The following is a 21,005-nucleotide window of genomic DNA, read 5'->3' as shown; positions in this document are numbered from 1 at the left end:
AAAGGGCGGGTTTCTTTATTTTATATGTATTATTCTGCGCTGTGAATTAAAAAAAACTTCTACAGAGTCTTTAAATTTTTTCTTCACTACTAAGCCATTTACTTCATTGTTCAATTTCAATTTATGCAGTTTAGAATCTATTTTTAAGAGAACTAATTCTTGATCATTAGATTTTATATAACCATAATACTGTAACTGTGGCCAGCTAATATTGGAGTTTACTTTTGGAGCTGGTGCTGCTTTTATCACTTTTTTTGCTGGAGCATGATAAGAAACTGAAGCAACAAATGCAGGTTTTTCATTATACTGTTTATTTAAAAAAGGATCACGGCCAATTTTCTTTAATTCAAAAGTATCTTTATTAATTTTTTTTAGAGATACATTATGATTCGAAATTTCGCTATTTGCGAAGCCATCATTATCGGTAAAATAACGTTTTATAGTTCTATAACCTACGGTTCCCCATAGGCTTAGAACTACAATAATTAGAAGTATATTAATTTTCTTTTTTGCCATTATTAATTAACTGTAATCTTAAATCCTGTACTGTTGGTTCCAATGTTTCCAGCAACGTCAACCGCTCTTACTCTCCAGAAATACGTTCCTGCAGTAGCAAAAGTATAGGATAGTGTTGTTGTATTACTGTTTAATGTTTGAAGATTGGATGTAAAATCTATATCAGTTGCTATTTCTACTACATAAGATATTGGCGATTTTATGTTTCCAATATCTGAAGCAATGGTCCAAGTAAAACTTGCTGCAGTATTTACTGTTTGAGTAGCATTATCAGCAGGCAATGAATTTTTTGGCTGATTTGGAGCGGTTGTGTCAACATTGAACCTTTTTGCTGCATATTGCCTTGTCTCAGTTTCAGCATTTTTTGCTTTTACTCTCCATTCATAATTTCCGTCAGCAAGTTCTGGTAGATCCAATGTTAAGTAAGTATCTGTTAAGTCTGTTTGTGGGTAAACTTCTTGGCCAGTTACTGTATTTACTACTCTTACACTATAAGAAGTGGCGTTATCAAGCTGTTCCCAGTTTAAGGTGATATTGGTAAAATTTAGATATTTGTCACTATCTGGAGTTAATAATATAACCTGCTGATTGGTTAAATCATCTGGAATATTTGTTGAAAAGTTGGATGGAAAAGAATAGGTCGATTGATAAGCATAATTTTCTGCTCGCACACGCCAGATATAACTTCCTGCAGCTAGGGGTAAAGTCAAGTTGGTCTTTGTAGTTAACGAATCTAAAATCAGTACCTGATCGTATTCGTAAACCTGAACGCGGTATTTGTCAGCACCTTTTAAGCTGTTCCATTTAAAGTTAACTACATTACTTTCTACAACAGCGTCTTTTGTTGGAGAAATAACTTGTACGATATCATTAGTAATATCTTCTTCAAGGATATCATCACAAGAGAATATAAAAAGAGAAAGGCTGATTAATAGAATTTTATTTAGTGTTTTCATAGTTTTGAAAAATCATTTTTAAATGTAAAACTTCAGATTTATTATTGTTTTTTTTAGTGGTGTAAAAGTTCTGGCTCACCATTCGAGAATAGTTGAATTTTTTTTCAAAATTATAGGCCAGTTCTAATAATTGATTCGCATTTCCAGTGACGTCCAATTGATTGGTTATAATGTGATAATCTGTTTCTGGATAATCATGAATGGGCTTTAAATCGTTTATCGAAACTCCAGAATTTGTACTGGCAAAACTGATTATTTCTTGCTGTACCATTTCTTTTGTTACGCCTTCTTTGCCAATTATTTTGTTCAAATACTCCACATCGTTTTTAAGAGTTCCGGTATTATTTGCTTTTTTATTAATATCATCAGCCTTTTTTGAAAGTTCTCGATATTCTGAAACAACATCAAACAAGGTGTGAAAGGATCGTTTGTATGCCGTTATCGACAGCATAAAAAAGATTCCGATCAAAGCATAAAATTTCTGTTTATACGAATAATTTTCAAACATTTTTAAGTATGATTTTTATTTCAAAAATTGATTTGTTCTTTTTGTCTTTTTTTAAGCTGACGATTTCGAAACGTTGCATCCAATCCATTTTTTTTAGATTTTCTAGCCATGAATTAAATGATGATTCTTGAAAAGTTTCGCCTTTAATAATTATGGAACCGCTTTCAAACAAAGCTTTTTTGTTTTCTTTATATTCTTCTTTTAAGGGAGCAATATTTAATTCGGTTAAAGAAATAGCACTCGGAATTGTTTTCATAATCTCGTAACTATAAAAAGAAAAAAACTTAGAAGACAAGACGCCAGATTCTTTTAAGAGATTCAGCTTTTTTTCTTTTTGAGCTTCTAAATCCAATATTAACTGATACGATTGATTAGAATAAACAGTCTGAAGATTGAGTTCAGAGTTTTTAGTGCCATAATATTGAATCAAAAAATAGCTGATTAATAACGAGATTAGAAAAGCCACTAGCATTCCGATACCAAGAAAATTAAATGCTTTTTTATATACTAATTCCTCATTGTTTAAACTAGCATTTACCGTTTTAGAAACTTCTTTTGGCTTTACAAAAAAATGAATCACTGAGCCATAAAGAGGCAAGAAAACATTTGATATTGTTTCTTCACCAATTTGATAATTTACAGCATTTGGTGTTTCATTTTGTTTAGAAAAACTGGAGAGAATATCATTCTCAAATTCAAGCTTTAAATCGGTAGAATACAGAACTTCTCTTTTTAAAGTACTATTCAATAATGCGCCAAGAAACGAACCAATGTAAACATCAATGATCTCAAACCCACTTTTTCGAAATTGGGAAATGCTTTCTTCTACGATGTTTTTTCTGCAAAAACTCATGAAATTGGAATTTTTCCCTTTCAGATCAGTATAATAAATAGTATTGAAATCGATATTTTTCTGCCAGTTTAAATCGGCTTCATTTTCAAAATTTATTTCTTTGTTTAAAACTCCTTTTCCTTCAATAAGAAGCAAAATAGGTAATTTTTTATCTGCAGTTTTTATTAAACTATCAAAGGTTTCAAAGGTCTGTTTGGAGACAATAGAAATTTTGTTTGCTTTCTTTTTTACAGTAAGCAAATTATAGATTTCGTAACCTTCTTTTTTAATTACGCCAACAACGTTTAAGTCGTTTATTTTAATGAATTTAGATAAAGTGGCGATCATTCTTAATAAATAACTGTTGGTTTAATAAAAATGTGAAGTTTCGAGTCACTTTTTCCTTTTTTCCTGCTGCTGAAGAACCATTTTATAATTGGAATTCTCGAAAGCAATGGTGTTCCAGTTCCAGAATTTTCTTTTTTCAATTCATCAAGACCTCCCAATAAAATCATTTCGCTGTTTTTAACTCTTACAAGCGATTCAAATTTTTGAGTTGCTTTTCCAGGAGGCGCATCTTCACCAACTCTTGCCAAGAACGAACTTTTTTCTACCGCGATGGTCAAAGTAACATTTTCGTCTGTAGAAACATAAGGCTTGATAGAAACACTAAGATTTGCATCTGTAGATTTCCACGTTCCCGAATTTAAAATATCATTTCCGATATTGTTATTTATCAGCCTGTTATTTTGTTCAAAATAGTAGCTTGTTTCACCAATAGACAGTTTTGCTTCGTGTCCGCTAATGGTAGCAATTTTAGGAGTCGATTCTATTTTTAAAGCAGAGTTATTCTCCAATAATTTTAAATTTAGATAAAATGATTCGGTTACTTTTCCTAGTTTAAAAAGACCAAAACCATTAAAAGCATCTATTAAACTGTTTACAGACGAACCGTTTAAAGTGACATCTGAGTTTGGAAATAATACTCCGCCAGTTTGAACTTTATTTATTTTATCAAGACCTGCTTTCATTCCAGTTTGAATGTCATACGCCTTATTGTACTGCACAATAATAACTTCGATCTGAACCATCGGAACAACTTTATCAATTTGTTTGATGTAGACTTTTAATTCTTCCAGTATAGATCTAGAACCAGAAACGATTAAACCGTTAAGTTCTATAAATTCTTTTATTTCCAGTTTTTCTGAAAAAACCTTTGGCAGAGTAGAGATAACAGATTCAATTGATCTATTTTCCAGCTGAATCATTTCGGTAATTCTCAATCCTTCTGTAGCTTCTTCGCCAATTAAATAAAAATTATCCTGTTTTTTGTACGTATATTTTTTTCCTTTAAAGATGTGAGCCAAAAGGTCATCAAAAGTTATATTATCAGCAGAAAGCGTTGTTTTTTCATTTTCTGGTTTATTGTATAAAAAGTAGTTAATGTGAAGTTTCTCTGCTGCTTCGGTTAATAAATCAGATGCGTCTGCGATGTAAGCGCTAACTTGTAAAAAACCATTTTTATTAATATTTACTTCATAATATCCGGGAACACCTAAGCTTGCTTTTGGCTGTTTTGCCTTCGGTCCAGTTGTTTGTGCGCTCAGATTCTGAGCTGTGCCCTTTTGTAAAAAATAAATGCCACTATCGTCTTTTGTAGCAGTTAAATCATTTGATTTTGCCATCATTTCGATAACTTGATCAAATGGGCGGTTTAGCACGTAAGAAGAAACTTTGATGTTTTTTACATCCTGAGCTAAGAGTAAATTTTTTCCCGATTTATCTATTATCGCTTTTGCAACAGCAGACAAAGTATCGTTTTCGAGCTTAACCGACAAGAAGTCATTTTGCGGATTATAGGCTACATCTATAATTTTAGGTTGTTTTTTTTCTACTACAGCAACTACTTTTCTCTTTTTGAAAACAATAATATTGCTCATAAAAGAAACATCAATATCATATTTTTGAGCAAGATGCAGGAAAACATCTTTTACAGTTACATCAAAAAAGTTGTTGGCAACCGGCTGATTTAATTCTGTATCTACATCGACATTTAATTGATGTTCTTCGGCTATTGAGGCAATGAAATCATGGAGAGTAAGTCCTGAAACATCAATTTTAATGGTTTCATTTAATCCCTTTTTTTGTACTGAAAATTCGTCAAACTTTCTGCTAAGTTCCGTTAGATCTTGCTGAGCAAAAATTATATTTGAAAAGAATAACGCAACTAGTGCGAAAACGATCTGTTTAAGCATTATTTATATGTTTATTAAAATTGAATAAATTTCTTCTAGAGATGTTTCTCCTGCAGCTAAAATCTCAAATGCTTTTTCAGGCAATGATTTATAATTGCTGTCATTACTGTATAATTTGGTAATGGTGTTATTTTTAATAGCTTCTGCAATGGTATGGTCGATATTTAAGATTTCATAAATCGCCGTTCTTCCTTTGTATCCAGTATGAAAGCATTTGTTACAACCCACTGGTTTATAATAAGATTCTATTTCATACGGAAATTTGAAATTGAGTGGAAAATCTTTAGGATCGCTTATAGTTTCTTTTTTACAGCTGTCGCAAAGTTTTCTAATCAATCTTTGTGCAACAGACAAGTTTAAGGTTTCGGCAATTAAGTAGGATGGTACGCCCATATCGATCAGCCTCGAAATGGTTCCAATGGCAGAGTTGGTATGAATGGTCGATAATACCAAATGCCCCGTTAATGAGGCTCGAATTGCCATTAAAGCCGTTTCAGAATCACGAATCTCTCCCAACATAATCACATCTGGATCTTGACGCAAAAAGGATTTTAAGGCAGAAGCAAATGTTAAACCAATATCTTCTTTAAGCTGAACCTGATTGATTCCCTTAAGCGTATATTCGATAGGATCTTCAACGGTAACGATATTTCTTCTGCTGTCATTTAACAATCTTAAAGTAGCATAAAGTGTAGTCGTTTTTCCAGAACCCGTTGGACCGCTTATTAAGATAATTCCGTTTGGTTTTTTAACCGCTTCCAGATATTTTTCTAATTCTTCTTTCTGCAAGCCTAAAGTGTTCAAATCAATATTTGAAGCATCTTGGCCTAGAAGACGCATTACTATTTTTTCTCCGAATAAAGTAGGCAGAATCGAAACCCTGATATCAAAAGATTCGTTAGTGATTCGTCCGTCTTGCGGAAGCCTTTTTTCGGTAATATTCAGTTTGGCTTTAATCTTAACTTTATTGACCAGTTCCAGATAATTTTCCTGCTCAATCTTGTAACGTTCAATTAATTGCCCATCAATCCTGAAACGAATTCGAGATGAATTTTCATAAACTTCAAAGTGAATATCACTGCATTTTAAAGACTTAGCTTCGGCCAATAAATTTTCAAGAAAATCACCCTTGTCAACACTCAATGATTTGTTTGAAGTTAAGGCACGTTCTTTTCTATAATAAATAGATAATGCTTTTTCAATTTCTGCAGATTCTGCAGAATGGAAAACAATATTTTTGCCTAAAAACAGCTCCAGCTCTTCTTTTGCATCTTCTTTATTGCTAGAATGATCTACGTAAACTTCAATCGTATTTTCATGTAGCGATTTCGGAATAATGCGGTATTGATTAGCCAAATCATTTGATACAACATGCTGTATTTCTGGAAATATTTCGATATTTTGTATCATCAGAATAAGGTTAGTTTTTGAAAGGTTAGAAAATAGTCTTTCATTAAAACAGTGAATAGAAACAAAGCCGAAAAACCTGCCAGCGGAACTGTATTTTCTTTAATGAATTTTCTCAGTCCAAACTGCATTACAATGGCAAAAACAAGAGATAATATGAAAAATAAAATATAGTTTTTTAATAAAAATAAAGGGCTGACAGCGATATAAAATAGCAAATCTCCCAATCCAAAATAGTGAAGGAAAGGGTTGAGAATTTTTTTAGATTTCAAACTCATATATAGCGTAAGAAACCCTAAAGTAATTAGGAAAAAAACGGTATTGTATGCTACTATTTCAGCTAGTTCGTATTTTTTTACAGGAATAACAAGAAAAGAAATTATGAAAATAGCAAGCGGTAAAACGACATGTATTTTACGAAATTTCCAATCTTGAATAAAAACTAATGCTAAACAAAGCAGCAAGATTATTGAGGCTAGTTTCAATTTATTCTTTGGTTACTTCGGTTAATATTTTTTTGCTGTCGATTTCCCAAGTATTAAAACTGCCATCGCCATCCAAGTCTGAAGTAGCGGTTGCTCTTGCTAAAAACGAATCATTAGTAGCATCGATAATTTCAATTTTGTATACTGCTTGACCGCCTTCATCTACAGTTTTTTCTTGTTCAAAACCAATTTCTTCTAGGCTTCCAGAGTATTTTGAATGTCTGTAGAAATAGCTTTTTTCTAAACCATAAACCTGATTTAGCATAGCTTGCGCTTCAATAGCCTTTGCTTGCCCAATTACAGAAGTCTGATTGGGTAAAACCATCAATAATAATATACCGATGATGCATAATACAATTAAAATTTCCGTTAATGAATAAGCTTTAACGTACATTTTTTTATAAGAGTTGTGGTATTTTTTAATGTGCTTTAACATTTATATTTCTTTTAATTGTTGTTTTATTTGGGAGTTTTAAATTGAAAATGAATTATGGTTATTTATTTATTATTTTACTTAAATCGAACATTGGTGCATACATCGAAACCATAATGACGCCTACAATGGCACCAATTACGATGATAATCATAGGTTCGAGGATTACTCCAATCATTTTGGTCTGATGGCTAATTTCTTCATTGTATTGTTCGGTTAATCGTTCAAACATAGTTTCTAGCTGATTGACTTGTTCTGCGACTTCGACCATCGAAACCATTTTATTTTCAAAAACATTGTGTTTTTTTAAACTTTCGTGTAATGAAGCTCCTCGCGTGATGTCTTCTTTAATTTGCTGAATTGCAATCTCGATAGGATAGAAGCTGATCATTTTACCGGTTAGGGTTAAAGAATTAATCAAAGTAGTTCTTGATGTAATCAATAAATTCATTGCCTGGCAAAAACGCGATATATAGATTTTACGAATTAAATTTCCGAAATAAGGGATTTTTAAGAGCATTGCGGTTGTAAACGCCCTGTAACTATCCTTGTTTTTTAATAAAAAATGAACAATTGTCAGTCCAACAATAAAGGCAATTACGAATGAAAATATCATTCCCGAATGATTTGAAATTTTTAAGATAATCTGCGTGCTTTTTGGCAATTCGCTTCCAAATTGTTTAAAAACAGAACTAAACATTGGGACTACTTTGTTAAGCATAAAATACAAAACCAAAATAGTAACCAGCATTACAATTGTCGGGTAGGTCATAACCGAAACAATCTGTCTTTTCATTTGAATTTTTCGGTTAAAATACTTCTGTAATTCACCCAAAACTTCCTCTAGTTTTCGAGTTTCTTCTCCAATTTGAATGCTATAATATTCGTAAGGAGAAAATTGATCGGTTTCGCGCATTGATTCATAAATACTTCTTCCTTCAATAACTTTTTCCTTAATGCCAATTATGAGTTCTTTTTCAAATTTATTATCAGATTGATTGCTTAAAATTTCCAAAGCTTTTTTAAAATCGACTCCAGATCGCAAAAGCATTCCCAGCTCTCTGTAGAAAATCTCTTTTTTCTTATCAGAAAGTTTTTTTGAAAGCTGAAAAGATCCTGTTTCAATCCTGAAATCTTTTTTCTCGGCTTTAGGCGCTTTATATGTTGATAAATCGAAACTCATTAGTTTTTAATCTTTTGTAATAATTCGTTAGGATATACTCTTTTATAAAATCGTAAATCCAGTTCTTTCTCGTTTGATTCGATATTTAGTTTAATCTTTTGATAAACAAATTGTTCCGATTTGCTTTTTACAGTATCCAAAATCATTGTTTTTAATTTGATTTGAAAAGTGTCCACAAACGTTTCGCTATTTCTTAAAATAACATCATCAAAAAACTGATAAGAAACTCTTTCACCGGCATATCCGTTAAAATAAATTTCATTTTCGGAGGCAATCATTTTTTCATTTTCAAAAATATCTTTGTTCAAACTGTATGTCAATCGATTTAAATCGTTTACCAATTGATTTTGGTTTTTAAAGTCGATCATTCTTCCACTCACAATTGAAAAAATAACAAACAAAATTCCCATAATAATAGCCGTAACAGCCATGCCTACAATTGCTTCTATGATAGAAAAAGCAGCTACAGAATAATATTTATTAGGGCTTTTGGACATAAAAAGTTTTTTCAAATTTGAACTGTGTACTATCTTTATACTGCACAGAAATCTTTTTCAGATTTTCGTTTACAGTTTCTTCTTCAATTAATAAATTTTCATTTTCATCATTCGCTATAGAATCATTTTTTATCTGCGATAAATAAAAAAGTTCATTCACTTTATTCTGCGTGCTATAAAATTTAGCAGACGTTTTTGGCGTATATACTGATGCAAAAATCATCACAGCAAAATAGAGGCAAACCGATATAATCGTTAATGCAATAACAGATTCCAGCAGCGAATTCGCGTGTACTTTACAACACTTTTTTAATGACTCCATAATTGGTTGTTTCTGTGTTGAATAACGGAATTGAAATGAAATAATCTGGTCGCTTTGTTGTATTAATTTCAATATCGCTGATTATATTGTCGTATGACGTTGATCCTGTTTTTATAAAAAAACGATTGGTATAAACAGAACCGTAAACATTACTTTTAAGCATTAATTTTCCTGTACAATATAAATCTCCAAAGAGCAATCCCGAGTCGTCTATTTCTATGCTGTGTTTGTCGATAACATCTATTTTGTTTCCAAATAAAACCACGGCACCAGAGATTTTGCATTCTTTTTTTATCTTAATTTTTGACTCTTCTGTACCTTCGTTATAAACACAAATTACTGACGGATAATTTAATGTTACTTTTTCTTCTAGTTCAATTCCTTTGGTTGCAAAGGCTTGAACTGTACCTTTAAAACCTTCTTCAAAAGTTATCTTGGGAGCAATCAGAATGATATCTTCTAAAACTGTATTTTTTCTCACTCTAATAGAATCTTCAGATCGTAAAATGAAGTTGCCTTTAAATATAATATTGTTCAGATTCGGGTTTACTGTAATGTCTTTTGTAGCATTTAAAAAGGAATTATAGTAGAGCGAGTCTTTGGTTTTTTCTAGGTCTGCAAGCTTCACTTTTTCAGATTTAAGATCCAAAAAGATCTTTTTAAAATCGGTATTAATTTCTGGAAGCGTTGGCTCAGAAATTGTATTTTTTCCTTCATTTTTAAGCTCGTTGAGACTATTGTTTATGTACGAAGTCTCAATAAAAGTACTCGGTAACTGATTGTCTCCAACGAGTTTTACTTTTCCAGAATACGATAGCGATTTTGATAAATTGGTTAAATAGATTGCATTTTTATCTGCACTTCTAATTCCGACAAAATGTACTGATGAAACAGTGTCATTTGAGATATAAGATTTTGCCAAGATCAAAGTGAGCAAGCCATAAGGTTTTGCTTCAAAACTTCCTTCTATACTGGTTTTTTCATCTTTATCAATTTCGGCTGGCTGGATTTTATTTCCTAATGCAAAATTCAAAACAGACTGATTCTGGATGTACAGTTCTTCTTGCACATTATAATACAAATTAAGCTGATTGTACAAGTTTGAAAAGTACAACAGGGCTCCGCAGATTATTGAAACAATTAAGCAGATATAAATGGCATATAGCAAACTATGAGCTTTAACCATTATTTTGGCGCTTTATCTTTCTTTTTGAAAAGGTTCTTAAAAAAGCTTTCTATTTTTGAATCTTTTTTAGGTTCATTTTTAGCTTTTTCTTTTGCTATTTTCTTCGCTTCTTTTTCGGCCGCTCTTTTTGCTTTTTTATCAGCTGCTGCTATTTCATTTTCTTTTTTAGCCTTTTCTCTTGCCTGTGCTTTTTCTTCTTTTGTTTTTTCTTTATAAGATTTCAATTTCAATGCATCAGAAGTTGCTTCAAGCTCTTTTTGAGATTCTTTTGCATTTTCAGCCTTAATATTTTCTTGTTTAATTCTATATTGTTCTGATTTTGTAATTACTTCTTTTTTCTTAACAATTACGCCATTTTTATAAGTGATGATTTCTTGTGATTCAGCATTTGTCCATTTCCCAGTCTTTAAGTTCGAACTATATTTTCCGTTTTCAACTAAATTTCCGATATCGTCATATCTCGAGAATTTGCCACAACGTAAACCATTGCTATAGTGAAGGATGGAGGCTAATGCTCCGTTTTTGTGCCAAGTTTTCCATTCTCCAACTCGAAGTCCGTTTTTAAATTGGCCTTGCTCGGCTAACTGATTGCTATGATACATTTTGGTGAACTTGTCATTTAAGAGTTCGCCCGCAATTCCGCCTTGCGCTTCATGAATAAGTCCGCCCTTAAACCAAAAATAAGTTTTAGAAGTTTTAGGGTTGATCTTTTTATCTGTAGTGTAAAACTCATATCTAAAATCTTTATCCGAAATCCTTTTAATCATATAAGGATCGCCGAAAGAAATTAGAGTAAAAGAAAAAAGAATTAGAATATAACGTGGTATTGTTAATGTTTTCAAGGGGCCGCTTTTATTTTTAAACGGGGGCAATTTAGTTTTTTTTGTAAGAATACAAAAATAAATTCTCTGTTCGGTAAAAGTTTTTTTTAAGAGAAAATTTGTAGGTAATTTTTAAGTGCTAAAGATGTAAATGTACAGTAATAAGTCGCGCGCTTAACTTACGATTATAAGTTTTTACATGTTATTTATTTTTGTTAAAATTATGTTAATTCGTGTTTTTGCGTTTTTTTTACGGGAAGCCGTAGGCACCCTACTCGAAATCTTGATATATTATTTTTTAGAGCAACCTTTGAATGTGAAAAATTCTTTAAAAATAATGTTTTTGTAAAAATTATGTATTTCTTTATTTGTAAAAGGTTTTTTTATTGAATAATTCATAATTAATTCTACATTTGCCTCACCAAAAACAAACTAACATATTTATGCCCCAACATAAATTCACCATTCAGCGTGTAATTAATGTAGTGTTAATATGCGCATTAATTATTTTACTATTTTTTCAATTTTTTCGTCAAAACACGAAAGTCGTGTATATTGATTCAGCAAAACTATTTGAAGGTTTTGCGATGACTAAAGAAATGAAAAGAGTAGGAGAAAAAGAATTCAATTCTCGCAAATCAGCATTAGATTCACTTTATTCTTTCTTACAAAAATCGTCAGTTGCTGGTGCTCAAAAAGAACAGCTGATGCAGGAATTTATTCAAAGAAAAGAAGAGTTCGAAAAGTTCAATCAGAGCTATCCACAAGAGCAAACTTCTAAAATCTGGTCGCGAATTAAAAGTTACACTTCAGATTTTTCAAAAGACAAAAAATATCAGCTTGTAATAGGTTCAGATGGCCAACAGACCGTTCTGTTTGCCGATGAAAAAATAGATGTTACAGATGAACTTCTTACTTATTTAAATAAAAAGTATGAAGGGATATAGCGTTGTAATCTTTATTTTATTTCTATCTCTTCTAGCTTCATGTAAAAAAGAAGAGAACCCAAATAATGATTCTGAAATTAGAGATCGTTACTTTAATTTAGAAAAAATTGGCTGGAAATCAAGGTCGTATACTCAAGTAGTAGACGATATTGGTTTTACAGCTATTGAAGTTCCTATTCAATATTTTCTGCTGAAATCTCAAGGAATCGAGAATCTCTCTCATGTCGATTCTCTTTATGAAGCAAATAAAAGAGAGCGTGTTATTGAATTTATTTTTCAGCAAGATGAAGAGAAAGATCTTCTTAATCAAGATTTTACAGGGCTTGATTATACAAATTCGGTTAAATACATGTCGTTCGGTCTTGATAAAGATTTCTATGTAGTAACGTCAAAAAAAGATACAATATTGTGCTCAGGTATAAATTATGAGCGTAATTATAAAATAGCCCCTTTTCAAAAAGTGCTCTTGTTTTTTTCTGGGATAGATCCTAATGATAAAATCCAGTTGATTTACAACGATTATCTTTTTAAAAAGGGAACATTGAAATTTAAATTTAAAGATCCTTTTACCCCAGTAGCATTATGATCCAGCAAATGAAAATAAGTAAGTTTAAAAAAATAGTTGCTATTTATTTAGCTATGATGATTCTTTTGGAGACACTTCAGCCTATGCAGATGTATGCATTGACGGGAGGGCCATCTCAACCTGAATTTGAGTCATTTACACCAATAGGAACATCAGATATGGTTGACCTTGCGAGTGGAGATTTTAACTACAATATTCCAATTATGGATGTTGGAGGTTATCCGTTAAATCTGGCGTACAATTCTGGTGTTGGTATGGACCAAGAAGCATCATGGGTAGGTTTAGGCTGGGATTTGAACGTAGGGCAGATCTCAAGACAGCTTCGCGGTTTACCAGATGATTTTGATGGAGACGAAATGATTTACGAAAATAGCATGAAACCTAATGTAACAGTAGGATCAAGCGCAAATGTTTTTCTTACGGCTTTTGGTATGAAAGAAAAAGCAAATGCAAATTTTGGTATTGGAGTAAAATATAATAATTATGACGGACTAGGTGTTGCAGTAAACGGAGGCTTTTCGTTTCAGATAAGCAGTAATCTTGGTGTTGGTGTAAATCTTGAATCTTCAGCGTCAGAGGGAGTATCAGTTTCTCCAAGTATTTCGCTTTCTCAAAAAATAAAAGAGAAAGATGGAAACAGTGCAAGTTTAGGACTTAATACCGGAGTTAGTTATAATAGTAGAAAAGGAGTTGAGAGCGTAACTATGTCGGCTTCATCTAGTACAAAATCTTCTCATACTGTAAGTAAAACTGATCAAAAAGGTAACACTACTACATCACAACAAGAGGGTAGTACATCTTTTGGTGGGATATCGGGTTCATTGTTAATGAACAATGCTTCATATACACCAACTAAGCGTGTAGGTATGGTTTCTTCAAACGTCATGTTTAGTGCGAATATTGAAGGGGAAATATGGGGTGTTGAAGGCGGAGGGAAGTTTTCTGGTTATAGAACTTCTCAGGGAATTAAAGATTCTGAAAAGAGAAAAGTAGAAAAAGCGTATGGTTTTGAAAACACATACAATGCGCCACGATCTGCAGTTTTAGATTTTAATAGAGAAAAAGACAGAACAGTCAATAAAAACACTACATCGCTGCCTATTACAAATAATACTTATGATGTTTATAGTATTCAGGGACAGGGAATTTCTGGTATGTATCGTCCGTACAAATCGCAAGTAGGATATGTTTACGATAACGAAACAAATGATGATAGTGCAGGAGGCTCACTTGGTTTAGAATTTGGTGCTGGTGGAGGTGTCCATTTTGGTGTTGATGTGAATGTAACTATAGGTGATAGCCGTAGCGCGTTATGGTCAAATTCGAATCCAGCTTTAGGAAGATTTAAAGAAAAAAAGGCAAATAATAGACCAGATTACGAAAAAGTATTTTTTAAGAATATTGGAGGTTTTCATACAGATAAAGAAATCGATTTATTCGAAAATCAATTAGGCGGATATCAGCCAATCAAGCTGAATATTGAAGGAAGTGGTTTTGATAGAAAAACAAGTTTAAATTATTCAACAAATAAAAATGTTGTTGGTAATACAGGTCAGGTTGCGAGAAAAACAAGATTGGCAAGAAATCAAACCATAGAAAAACTGACTAAAAAAGAAGCTGAAGATTTTGGATTCACAAAAAGATTTAGCGAATATTCTAAAGATAACCACACTGCTGAGATTAAAATTACAAAAGAAGGCGGCGACCGTTACATTTACGGTATGGCAGCTTACAATAGTGTGAAAAAAGAAACAACATTTGATGTTAGTGATGGAAATCAGTATAAAAATGCTGGCGCTAAAAATGGATTGATTGAGTACAATCCTGGGGTTGATAATTCGCCGAGAAATTCTAAAGGTGGAGATGAGTATTTCAATAGAGTAACTACTCCTGCATATGCGCACACTTATTTGTTAACTTCAGTATTGTCTTCAGATTACCAAGATATTAGTAATAATGGGCCATCAGATGATGATTTAGGAACGTATACTAATTTTGAGTACGAAAATAAATATGCAGACAAAGGGCACAACTACAGATGGAGAGTTCCATTCGAAAAAAATCAAGCCAATTTTGATGAAGGTCTGCGTTCAAGTAAAAAGGATAATAAAGCCAATTACTTGTATGGAGAGAAGGAATTATTATACATCAAAAGGATTGTAACAAAAACTCATGTTGCGATTTTTCACCTTTCAGAAAGAAAAGATGCTTTTGGTGTTAAGGATGAGAATGGAGGAATTGATGAAACATCTCCAACTTATAAATTGGATAAAATTTCATTGTATTCAAAACCAGAATATCTTGCTAAAGGAGATGAAGCAACACCTATTAAAGAAGCTCATTTTAAATACAGTTACCGTTTATGTCAAGGAGTTGACAATAACATTAATAAAGGAAAAACAGGAACAGGAATTGATGGAGAAAAAGGAAAATTAACTTTAGAAAAAGTTTATTTTACTTATAAAAATTCAAAAATGGGAGAATATACTCCTTATGTTTTCAATTATGCTTCAGAAAAAGAGATTAATGGTTCTGGATATAACTTAGCTACAGATACTATTAATAACCCTAATTATGATATGAAAGCTTATGATGTTTGGGGGAATTATAAAAAAGTTGATGAGAATGTTGGTCTAGCTACTATGAGCGCTCTGTCAAATGCTGAGTATGGGTATGTTGACCAAAAGAATATAGAAAACGGAACAGATAAAAATGCATCTGTCTGGCTGTTAAAGTCAATTCATTTGCCATCTGGAGGTATAATGGAATTGAATTATGAATCTGATGATTACAGTAAAGTACAAAACAAAGATGTAATGCAGATGTTTAAAGTGGTGGGGAGCGGTAGCAAAGATGACTTTACTGCTTCAAACATTAATGATTCTGCAAAGCCTGGAAAAAAAGATTTAGGAGATTATATTTATGTAGAGTTAGATCATGCAATAAAGAGCGAAGGTAATGCCTCAATTGCTGAAACTTTCTACAATAAATACTTGAAGACCATAGGAGATGTAGAAAACCCGATTTACTTTAGGTTCCTGCTCAACATGGTGAATCCTGATCCAAAACCCGGTATTAATGAAACGGATAAGTACGATTATGTTACGGGTTATATGACGTTGACCAAAGATATGGACAAGTATGCCTTTAATGAATTTAATGGTAAACAATATGTAGCTATTCCACTTACTAAAGCTAGAAAAGAAGACGGTTTTAATGGTATTAAAGAAGTAAATCCTATCTCTAAAACGGGTTGGGGATTTGGTAGAAAGAACTTAAACAGATTGGTTTACAGCTTAAATAATGAAGAAGATACTAAAGATCTTAAAGGTATTATTACAGAATTGGTAGGCTGGTTGCCAACATTGCTTGATATTTTTGAAAGCCCGAATGGAATACTAGAAAAAAATGGTATTGCAAGTAATTTTATTACTGGTAAATCTTGGGTTAGACTGCACCATCCTGATAGTAAAAAGTTGGGCGGTGGAAGCAGAGTTAAAGATATCAAAATTCATGACCAGTGGGATATCATGACTGGAAATAAAAATTCTGATCTATACAAACAATCTTATGGACAGGAATATTCATATAATGCAGTTGATGCAGACGGTAATCCTACTAGTAAATCTTCTGGAGTGGCAACTTATGAGCCTTTAGGATCAAAAGAAAATCCTTTTGTAAAACCTGCTTATGACAAAAATGAGCCCGAATTGTTATTAGGTCCTGAGTCTGATAATTATGTTGAAGAACCATTCGGAGAATCATTTTTTCCTTCGCCAAAGGTTACTTATAGCCGTGTAACGGTAAAGAACTTGGACAGAAAAAATGATAAAGACCCGTCTTATGGAACAGTTGTAAAAAAACATGCTACAGGAAATGTTGTAACTGAATTTTATACTTCTAATGATTTTCCAACAATTGTAGATAGAACAATAATGTCTGGAGGGCATAAATCTTCAGGTGTTCTAGCAAATCTGATTAATTTAAATGTGAAAGATCATCTTACAATGTCACAAGGGTATTCTATCCATACCAATGATATGGATGGAAAAATGAAAAGCCAGCGTGTGTATGGAGAAGGCCAGACAAGAGCTATATCTGGGGTTGACTATAATTATAATATTGTCTCAAATTCGGAAAGTAAAAATGTAGGATTGTTAAATAATTATATTCAGACCGTAGATTCAAAAGGAAAGATTGAAACTAAGCTTGTCGGAGTTGATTATGATGTAATAAATGATTTTAGAGAAAACAAAACGGTTACTTCAACAGATGGTGTAGCGGTCAATGTTGCTACTCTGCCATTTACTATCATTGTTATCGTTGTGCCAACAATTATTCCTGCTCATTCTAAGCATGAAACTCAACTTCGTACAGCAGTTACGACAAAAGTAATTCACACATCTGCAATACTTTCTGAGACCGTTGCTTACGATTTAGGATCGGAAGTGTCGACTAAAAATCTTGCTTGGGATGCTGAAACAGGTGATGTATTATTAAAAGAAACGGTTAATGAGTATAAGGATAAATATTATACATTCAATTTCCCTGCATATTGGAGTTATGACGGAATGAGTCAAGCAGCAAAGAATGCTGGATTGGAATATAATGTTTTAAAAACAGGTAATAATCAATATCAATTTGATCAATCTAAAGGAAATGTTGCGGCATCTGATTACTTAATCAATGGAGATGAAGTTTGGTTAAGCGGTAAAGCTCCTAATAAAAAAGAAGGAGAAGAAGATGTATTAAGTGCTCTAAAAGGATGGGTAGTAAATGTTAATGGTTCTAGTTTTCAGTTAATAGATAATAGAGGAGTCCTTATTAAAGGCGATGTTGTAACGACTGGAAAAATAAAAATAATTCGTTCTGGACACCGTAATATGCAGATGGCTTCTATGGCTAATGTTACGTCTATGCGAAATCCTTTATACGATTATGATGTAAACAATAAAATTACGGGACCAAAAGACACTCTTGGGGAATCTCCATTTTTAGCTAGCAGTCCAATTGACAGAATTGTAAATGCTGCTGCTATTGAGTATAGCAACGAATGGCCTTCTCAATGTGAATGCAATTTGCCAAAAATGACTTTTGTTGATGGTAAATTGAAATTTGGTTACGAAACAGATACTAGCAATGAGGATGTGGATGACGTTATCAAACGTTCGTATAATCCGTATTTGTATAATGTACTTGGAAATTGGAGAGCCAATAAATCGTACGCGTATCTAACAGGTAGAAACTATACTATTGATCCGACACCGCGTAAAACAGGTTACTTTACTGATTTCTCTCCATTTTATGTGTTTAAAAATAATGTTTGGGAAATTACAAAAGGAGAGGAATTTAAGAAATGGACTTTTGCTTCTGAGGTTACTCAATTTAGTCCGTATGGTCAAGAGGTAGAAAATAAAGATGCTTTAAATCGTTATTCGGCAGCGTTATACGGATATAATAACCGTTTTCCTGTGGCAGTAGGCTCTAATACTAAATATAGTGAATTGGCTTCTGATGGATTTGAAGATTATGATTTGGCAAACTGTGGTGTTTCTTCTCATTTTGATTTTCAAGGTCAATTAAAACTAAATGAAGTGAGTGTTTCAAACAAACATTCTCATACAGGAAGAAAAAGTTTAAAAATAGAAGCAAATAAAAAGGCAGTTGTAAAAAAACAAGTTGTGACTTGTAAACCAAAAAGTGCTAACTAAAACAGAGAATAATTACAATGAAATTATTTCAATCTTACATCTATGTTATTTTGAGTTTATTTACAGTAACAATTTTGTTTTCTCAGAATAACTCAAAATCAACTTCTGCTTATAATGGAAAAAGAAATCCGATTGGAGCGATTATTGGAGGAAACAGCATTATATGTGCTGGCTCTAAGACACAATTCAATATTGCCAACCACCCAACTCATTCAGGGCACAGCGGTAAATGGTCGGTTTCTAATAGATTAGTTGCTTCAGTAAACAGCGATGGAGTTGTTACAGCATTGCAGCCAGGTACATTTATCTTAAAATATGATTCTGACGACTCAGATTGTAAAGGTGATAGCTATAGAACGGTGCTTGTAAAATCGATTCCAAAAGTATCTGTTATAGGACCAACTTCTATTTGCATAAATGGAACAACAAAAGTATTTCCTCTTTTAGCGGGGACTTGGACAAGTAGCAACCCTGCTGTTGCGATAGTAAACAATTTGGGTATCGTAAAAGGTATTTCACCAGGTTCTGCAACGTTTACGTTCACAGCTTTGAATGGTTGTCCATCAGAGCCGACAGCTGCCGTAACCGTTAGCTCTGCTGCAAATGCAGAAATTGTAGGATCAAGCTCTATCTGTATTAATGAAACAACAACATTGTCACCTTCTACTGGAGGAACATGGACAAGTAGTAATAAAGCAGTTGCAACAGTAACAAATTCAGGTGTCGTAAAAGGGATTTCTGCTGGTACAGCAACATTTACTTTTACAAAAACTGGAGGTTGTTCGTCTTTACCAAGTCAAGCGGTTAAAGTAAATGCAAATACTGCAGTACGTATAACAGGTTCAAATGTTATTTGTGTAAACGCAACAACAACATTGTCTCCAACTACTGGAGGAACATGGTCAAGCAGTAATTCTAATATAGCAACTGTAAGTAATGCAGGAGTTGTTACAGGAATAGCTGCAGGAAAAGCAACATTTGTTTTTACAAAAACGGACGGATGTGCTTCTTTACCAACCTCTTCAATAACAATCAATACTTGTCCTCAAGCAATTATTACAGGACCAGATAATATATGTGTGAATGGAACCACAACTTTGTCACCAACTTCTGGTGGAACGTGGACTAGTAGCAATAGAGCAGTCGCAACTGTAACTAATGCAGGTGTTGTAAAAGGGATTTCTACTGGTACGGTAACTTTTACTTATACTAAAACAGGAAGCTGTTCATCTGTACCAACTCCAGTTCTTACAGTTGGCAATAGTACGCCAGCTCGTATTACAGGAACAAATTCAATTTGTATAAATGGCACTACAACTTTATCGCCAACATCGGGTGGAACGTGGAGCAGTAGTAATTCCTCTGTTGCAACAGTTAGTAACGATGGTATTGTGACAGGTATTCGCGCAGGAAGAGCAACGTTTATTTTTACAAAAACTGGAGGTTGTACTTCACCAGCAACTTCTGCTGTAACGGTTAATGATTGTCCAGTAGCAACTATTACAGGACCTAGTTCGATTTGTGTAAATGGGACAACAACATTATCGCCAACTACAGGCGGAACTTGGACGAGTAGTAATAAAACAATCGCAACTGTTACTAATGCAGGTGTAGTAAAAGGCATTTCGGGAGGAACTGCAAAGTTTACTTTTACAAAAACAGGAAGCTGTAATTCGTTGGCAACTCCAGCAGTTACTGTTACAACAGCACCTAAGGCTAGTATAACAGGTTCTAATTCTATTTGTATAAATGCAACAACTACATTGTCTCCGACAAGTGGAGGAACTTGGTCAAGCAGTAATCCTGCAGTAGCAACAGTAAATAATAATGGAGTTGTAACAGGTATTTCTGCAGGTACTGCAACTTTTACTTTTACAGTAACAGGAGGAGGATGCGTTTCAGCGCCAACTTCTGCAATAACAATTAATGCAAATCCAGTAGTAAGTGCAATAACTGGCAGATCAAGTATAATTAGTATAGGATCTACGACTCAATTTAATAACAATACCTCTGGTGGAGTTTGGTCTATTACAAATGGAACAGGAAGTGCAACAATAACTGCTTCTGGACTTGTAACAGGAACTGGAATTGGAACAGTAAAAATTAATTATACAGTAGAGAATGGCTATTGTAAAGGAGTGGTTTCGCGTGAAATCACTATAAAAGCTGCTACTGTTTTACCAGCTATCACAGGGCCTGATACCATTTCAATTTCAAAACCATCAACAGCGTTCCAGAATGAAACGGCAGGAGGAGTTTGGAGTATAAAAAACGGATCAGGAACTGCAACAATAACACAAGGCGGAATTGTACAGGGAACTCAGGCAGGAACTGTAGAAGTTGTTTACACTTTTGTCGAT

At 33.1% G+C, this 21,005-nt stretch carries 16 protein-coding genes; 4 read left to right on the top strand and 12 right to left on the bottom strand.

Annotated elements, in window-relative coordinates; all coding sequences use genetic code 11:
- Positions 1 to 15: 15 nt before the first annotated feature.
- The 12 genes from Q9Q97_RS19970 to Q9Q97_RS19915 form a co-directional block, all read right to left on the bottom strand.
- A complete protein-coding gene (locus Q9Q97_RS19970; protein WP_306160343.1) occupies positions 16 to 516 on the bottom strand; it encodes a hypothetical protein in 501 nt (166 codons plus the stop codon).
- 2 nt (positions 517 to 518) lie between these two features.
- Positions 519 to 1,472 carry a hypothetical protein gene (locus tag Q9Q97_RS19965; RefSeq protein ID WP_306160341.1) on the bottom strand — a complete coding sequence of 318 codons (954 nt, stop codon included), beginning with the start codon at positions 1,470 to 1,472 and terminating at the stop codon, positions 519 to 521.
- The gene (locus Q9Q97_RS19960) at positions 1,456 to 1,980 is read right to left on the bottom strand and encodes a hypothetical protein (RefSeq protein ID WP_306160339.1); all 525 of its coding nucleotides are present in this window, start codon (positions 1,978 to 1,980) and stop codon (positions 1,456 to 1,458) included. Before Q9Q97_RS19960 ends, Q9Q97_RS19965 begins: the two co-directional genes overlap by 17 nt.
- The gene (locus tag Q9Q97_RS19955) at positions 1,973 to 3,160 is read right to left on the bottom strand and encodes a hypothetical protein (protein ID WP_306160338.1); all 1,188 of its coding nucleotides are present in this window, start codon (positions 3,158 to 3,160) and stop codon (positions 1,973 to 1,975) included. The genes Q9Q97_RS19960 and Q9Q97_RS19955 overlap by 8 nt, the downstream gene beginning before the upstream one ends.
- Positions 3,161 to 3,162: 2 nt before the next feature.
- Complete coding sequence (locus Q9Q97_RS19950) at positions 3,163 to 5,067, bottom strand: type II secretion system protein GspD (protein ID WP_306160336.1); 1,905 nt, start codon at positions 5,065 to 5,067, stop codon at positions 3,163 to 3,165.
- A gap of 3 nt (positions 5,068 to 5,070) precedes the next feature.
- Positions 5,071 to 6,477: a GspE/PulE family protein gene (locus Q9Q97_RS19945; RefSeq protein WP_306160334.1), complete on the bottom strand. Its 1,407-nt coding sequence runs from the start codon at positions 6,475 to 6,477 to the stop codon at positions 5,071 to 5,073.
- Between the two features lie 483 nt (positions 6,478 to 6,960).
- On the bottom strand, positions 6,961 to 7,395 hold the full coding sequence (locus tag Q9Q97_RS19940) for a type IV pilin protein (protein ID WP_306160331.1): 435 nt from the start codon (positions 7,393 to 7,395) through the stop codon (positions 6,961 to 6,963).
- A 58-nt stretch (positions 7,396 to 7,453) separates the two neighbouring features.
- Positions 7,454 to 8,575, bottom strand: a complete 1,122-nt coding sequence (locus Q9Q97_RS19935; RefSeq protein ID WP_306160328.1) for a type II secretion system F family protein — start codon at positions 8,573 to 8,575, stop codon at positions 7,454 to 7,456.
- Entirely contained in the window at positions 8,575 to 9,072 is a 498-nt protein-coding gene (locus tag Q9Q97_RS19930; protein ID WP_306160326.1) for a type II secretion system protein J, read from the bottom strand. Before Q9Q97_RS19930 ends, Q9Q97_RS19935 begins: the two co-directional genes overlap by 1 nt.
- Positions 9,056 to 9,394 carry a hypothetical protein gene (locus tag Q9Q97_RS19925; RefSeq protein ID WP_306160324.1) on the bottom strand — a complete coding sequence of 113 codons (339 nt, stop codon included), beginning with the start codon at positions 9,392 to 9,394 and terminating at the stop codon, positions 9,056 to 9,058. Before Q9Q97_RS19925 ends, Q9Q97_RS19930 begins: the two co-directional genes overlap by 17 nt.
- Entirely contained in the window at positions 9,369 to 10,580 is a 1,212-nt protein-coding gene (locus Q9Q97_RS19920; RefSeq protein WP_306160322.1) for a hypothetical protein, read from the bottom strand. Before Q9Q97_RS19920 ends, Q9Q97_RS19925 begins: the two co-directional genes overlap by 26 nt.
- Positions 10,580 to 11,422 carry a toxin-antitoxin system YwqK family antitoxin gene (locus Q9Q97_RS19915; RefSeq protein ID WP_306160320.1) on the bottom strand — a complete coding sequence of 281 codons (843 nt, stop codon included), beginning with the start codon at positions 11,420 to 11,422 and terminating at the stop codon, positions 10,580 to 10,582. The genes Q9Q97_RS19920 and Q9Q97_RS19915 overlap by 1 nt, the downstream gene beginning before the upstream one ends.
- A gap of 527 nt (positions 11,423 to 11,949) precedes the next feature.
- On the opposite strand from Q9Q97_RS19915, the gene Q9Q97_RS19910 reads away from it, so the two are divergent.
- The 4 genes from Q9Q97_RS19910 to Q9Q97_RS19895 form a co-directional block, all read left to right on the top strand.
- Positions 11,950 to 12,348: an OmpH family outer membrane protein gene (locus Q9Q97_RS19910; protein WP_306160318.1), complete on the top strand. Its 399-nt coding sequence runs from the start codon at positions 11,950 to 11,952 to the stop codon at positions 12,346 to 12,348.
- Entirely contained in the window at positions 12,335 to 12,934 is a 600-nt protein-coding gene (locus Q9Q97_RS19905) for a hypothetical protein (protein WP_306160316.1), read from the top strand. Before Q9Q97_RS19910 ends, Q9Q97_RS19905 begins: the two co-directional genes overlap by 14 nt.
- A gap of 8 nt (positions 12,935 to 12,942) precedes the next feature.
- The gene (locus Q9Q97_RS19900; RefSeq protein ID WP_306160314.1) at positions 12,943 to 18,645 is read left to right on the top strand and encodes a hypothetical protein; all 5,703 of its coding nucleotides are present in this window, start codon (positions 12,943 to 12,945) and stop codon (positions 18,643 to 18,645) included.
- A 17-nt stretch (positions 18,646 to 18,662) separates the two neighbouring features.
- Positions 18,663 to 21,005: Ig-like domain-containing protein (locus tag Q9Q97_RS19895; RefSeq protein WP_306160312.1), on the top strand; the 2,343-nt coding region annotated here is incomplete at its 3' end.

The organism is Flavobacterium sp. DG2-3 (assembly GCF_030730925.1).
Lineage (GTDB): Bacteria > Bacteroidota > Bacteroidia > Flavobacteriales > Flavobacteriaceae > Flavobacterium.
Note: the sequence above shows the minus strand (reverse complement) of the source record. Positions and strands in the feature narration are given on the sequence as shown.

Coding starts and splice junctions, on each gene's coding strand:
- Q9Q97_RS19900 (WP_306160314.1), top strand. CDS start 12,943: ATGAAAATAAGTAAGTTTAAAAAAATAGTTGCTATTTATTTAGCTATG.
- Q9Q97_RS19920 (WP_306160322.1), bottom strand. CDS start 10,580: ATGGTTAAAGCTCATAGTTTGCTATATGCCATTTATATCTGCTTAATT.
- Q9Q97_RS19925 (WP_306160324.1), bottom strand. CDS start 9,394: ATGGAGTCATTAAAAAAGTGTTGTAAAGTACACGCGAATTCGCTGCTG.
- Q9Q97_RS19955 (WP_306160338.1), bottom strand. CDS start 3,160: ATGATCGCCACTTTATCTAAATTCATTAAAATAAACGACTTAAACGTT.
- Q9Q97_RS19965 (WP_306160341.1), bottom strand. CDS start 1,472: ATGAAAACACTAAATAAAATTCTATTAATCAGCCTTTCTCTTTTTATA.
- Q9Q97_RS19950 (WP_306160336.1), bottom strand. CDS start 5,067: ATGCTTAAACAGATCGTTTTCGCACTAGTTGCGTTATTCTTTTCAAAT.
- Q9Q97_RS19960 (WP_306160339.1), bottom strand. CDS start 1,980: ATGTTTGAAAATTATTCGTATAAACAGAAATTTTATGCTTTGATCGGA.
- Q9Q97_RS19935 (WP_306160328.1), bottom strand. CDS start 8,575: ATGAGTTTCGATTTATCAACATATAAAGCGCCTAAAGCCGAGAAAAAA.
- Q9Q97_RS19930 (WP_306160326.1), bottom strand. CDS start 9,072: ATGTCCAAAAGCCCTAATAAATATTATTCTGTAGCTGCTTTTTCTATC.
- Q9Q97_RS19905 (WP_306160316.1), top strand. CDS start 12,335: ATGAAGGGATATAGCGTTGTAATCTTTATTTTATTTCTATCTCTTCTA.
- Q9Q97_RS19940 (WP_306160331.1), bottom strand. CDS start 7,395: ATGTTAAAGCACATTAAAAAATACCACAACTCTTATAAAAAAATGTAC.
- Q9Q97_RS19945 (WP_306160334.1), bottom strand. CDS start 6,477: ATGATACAAAATATCGAAATATTTCCAGAAATACAGCATGTTGTATCA.
- Q9Q97_RS19970 (WP_306160343.1), bottom strand. CDS start 516: ATGGCAAAAAAGAAAATTAATATACTTCTAATTATTGTAGTTCTAAGC.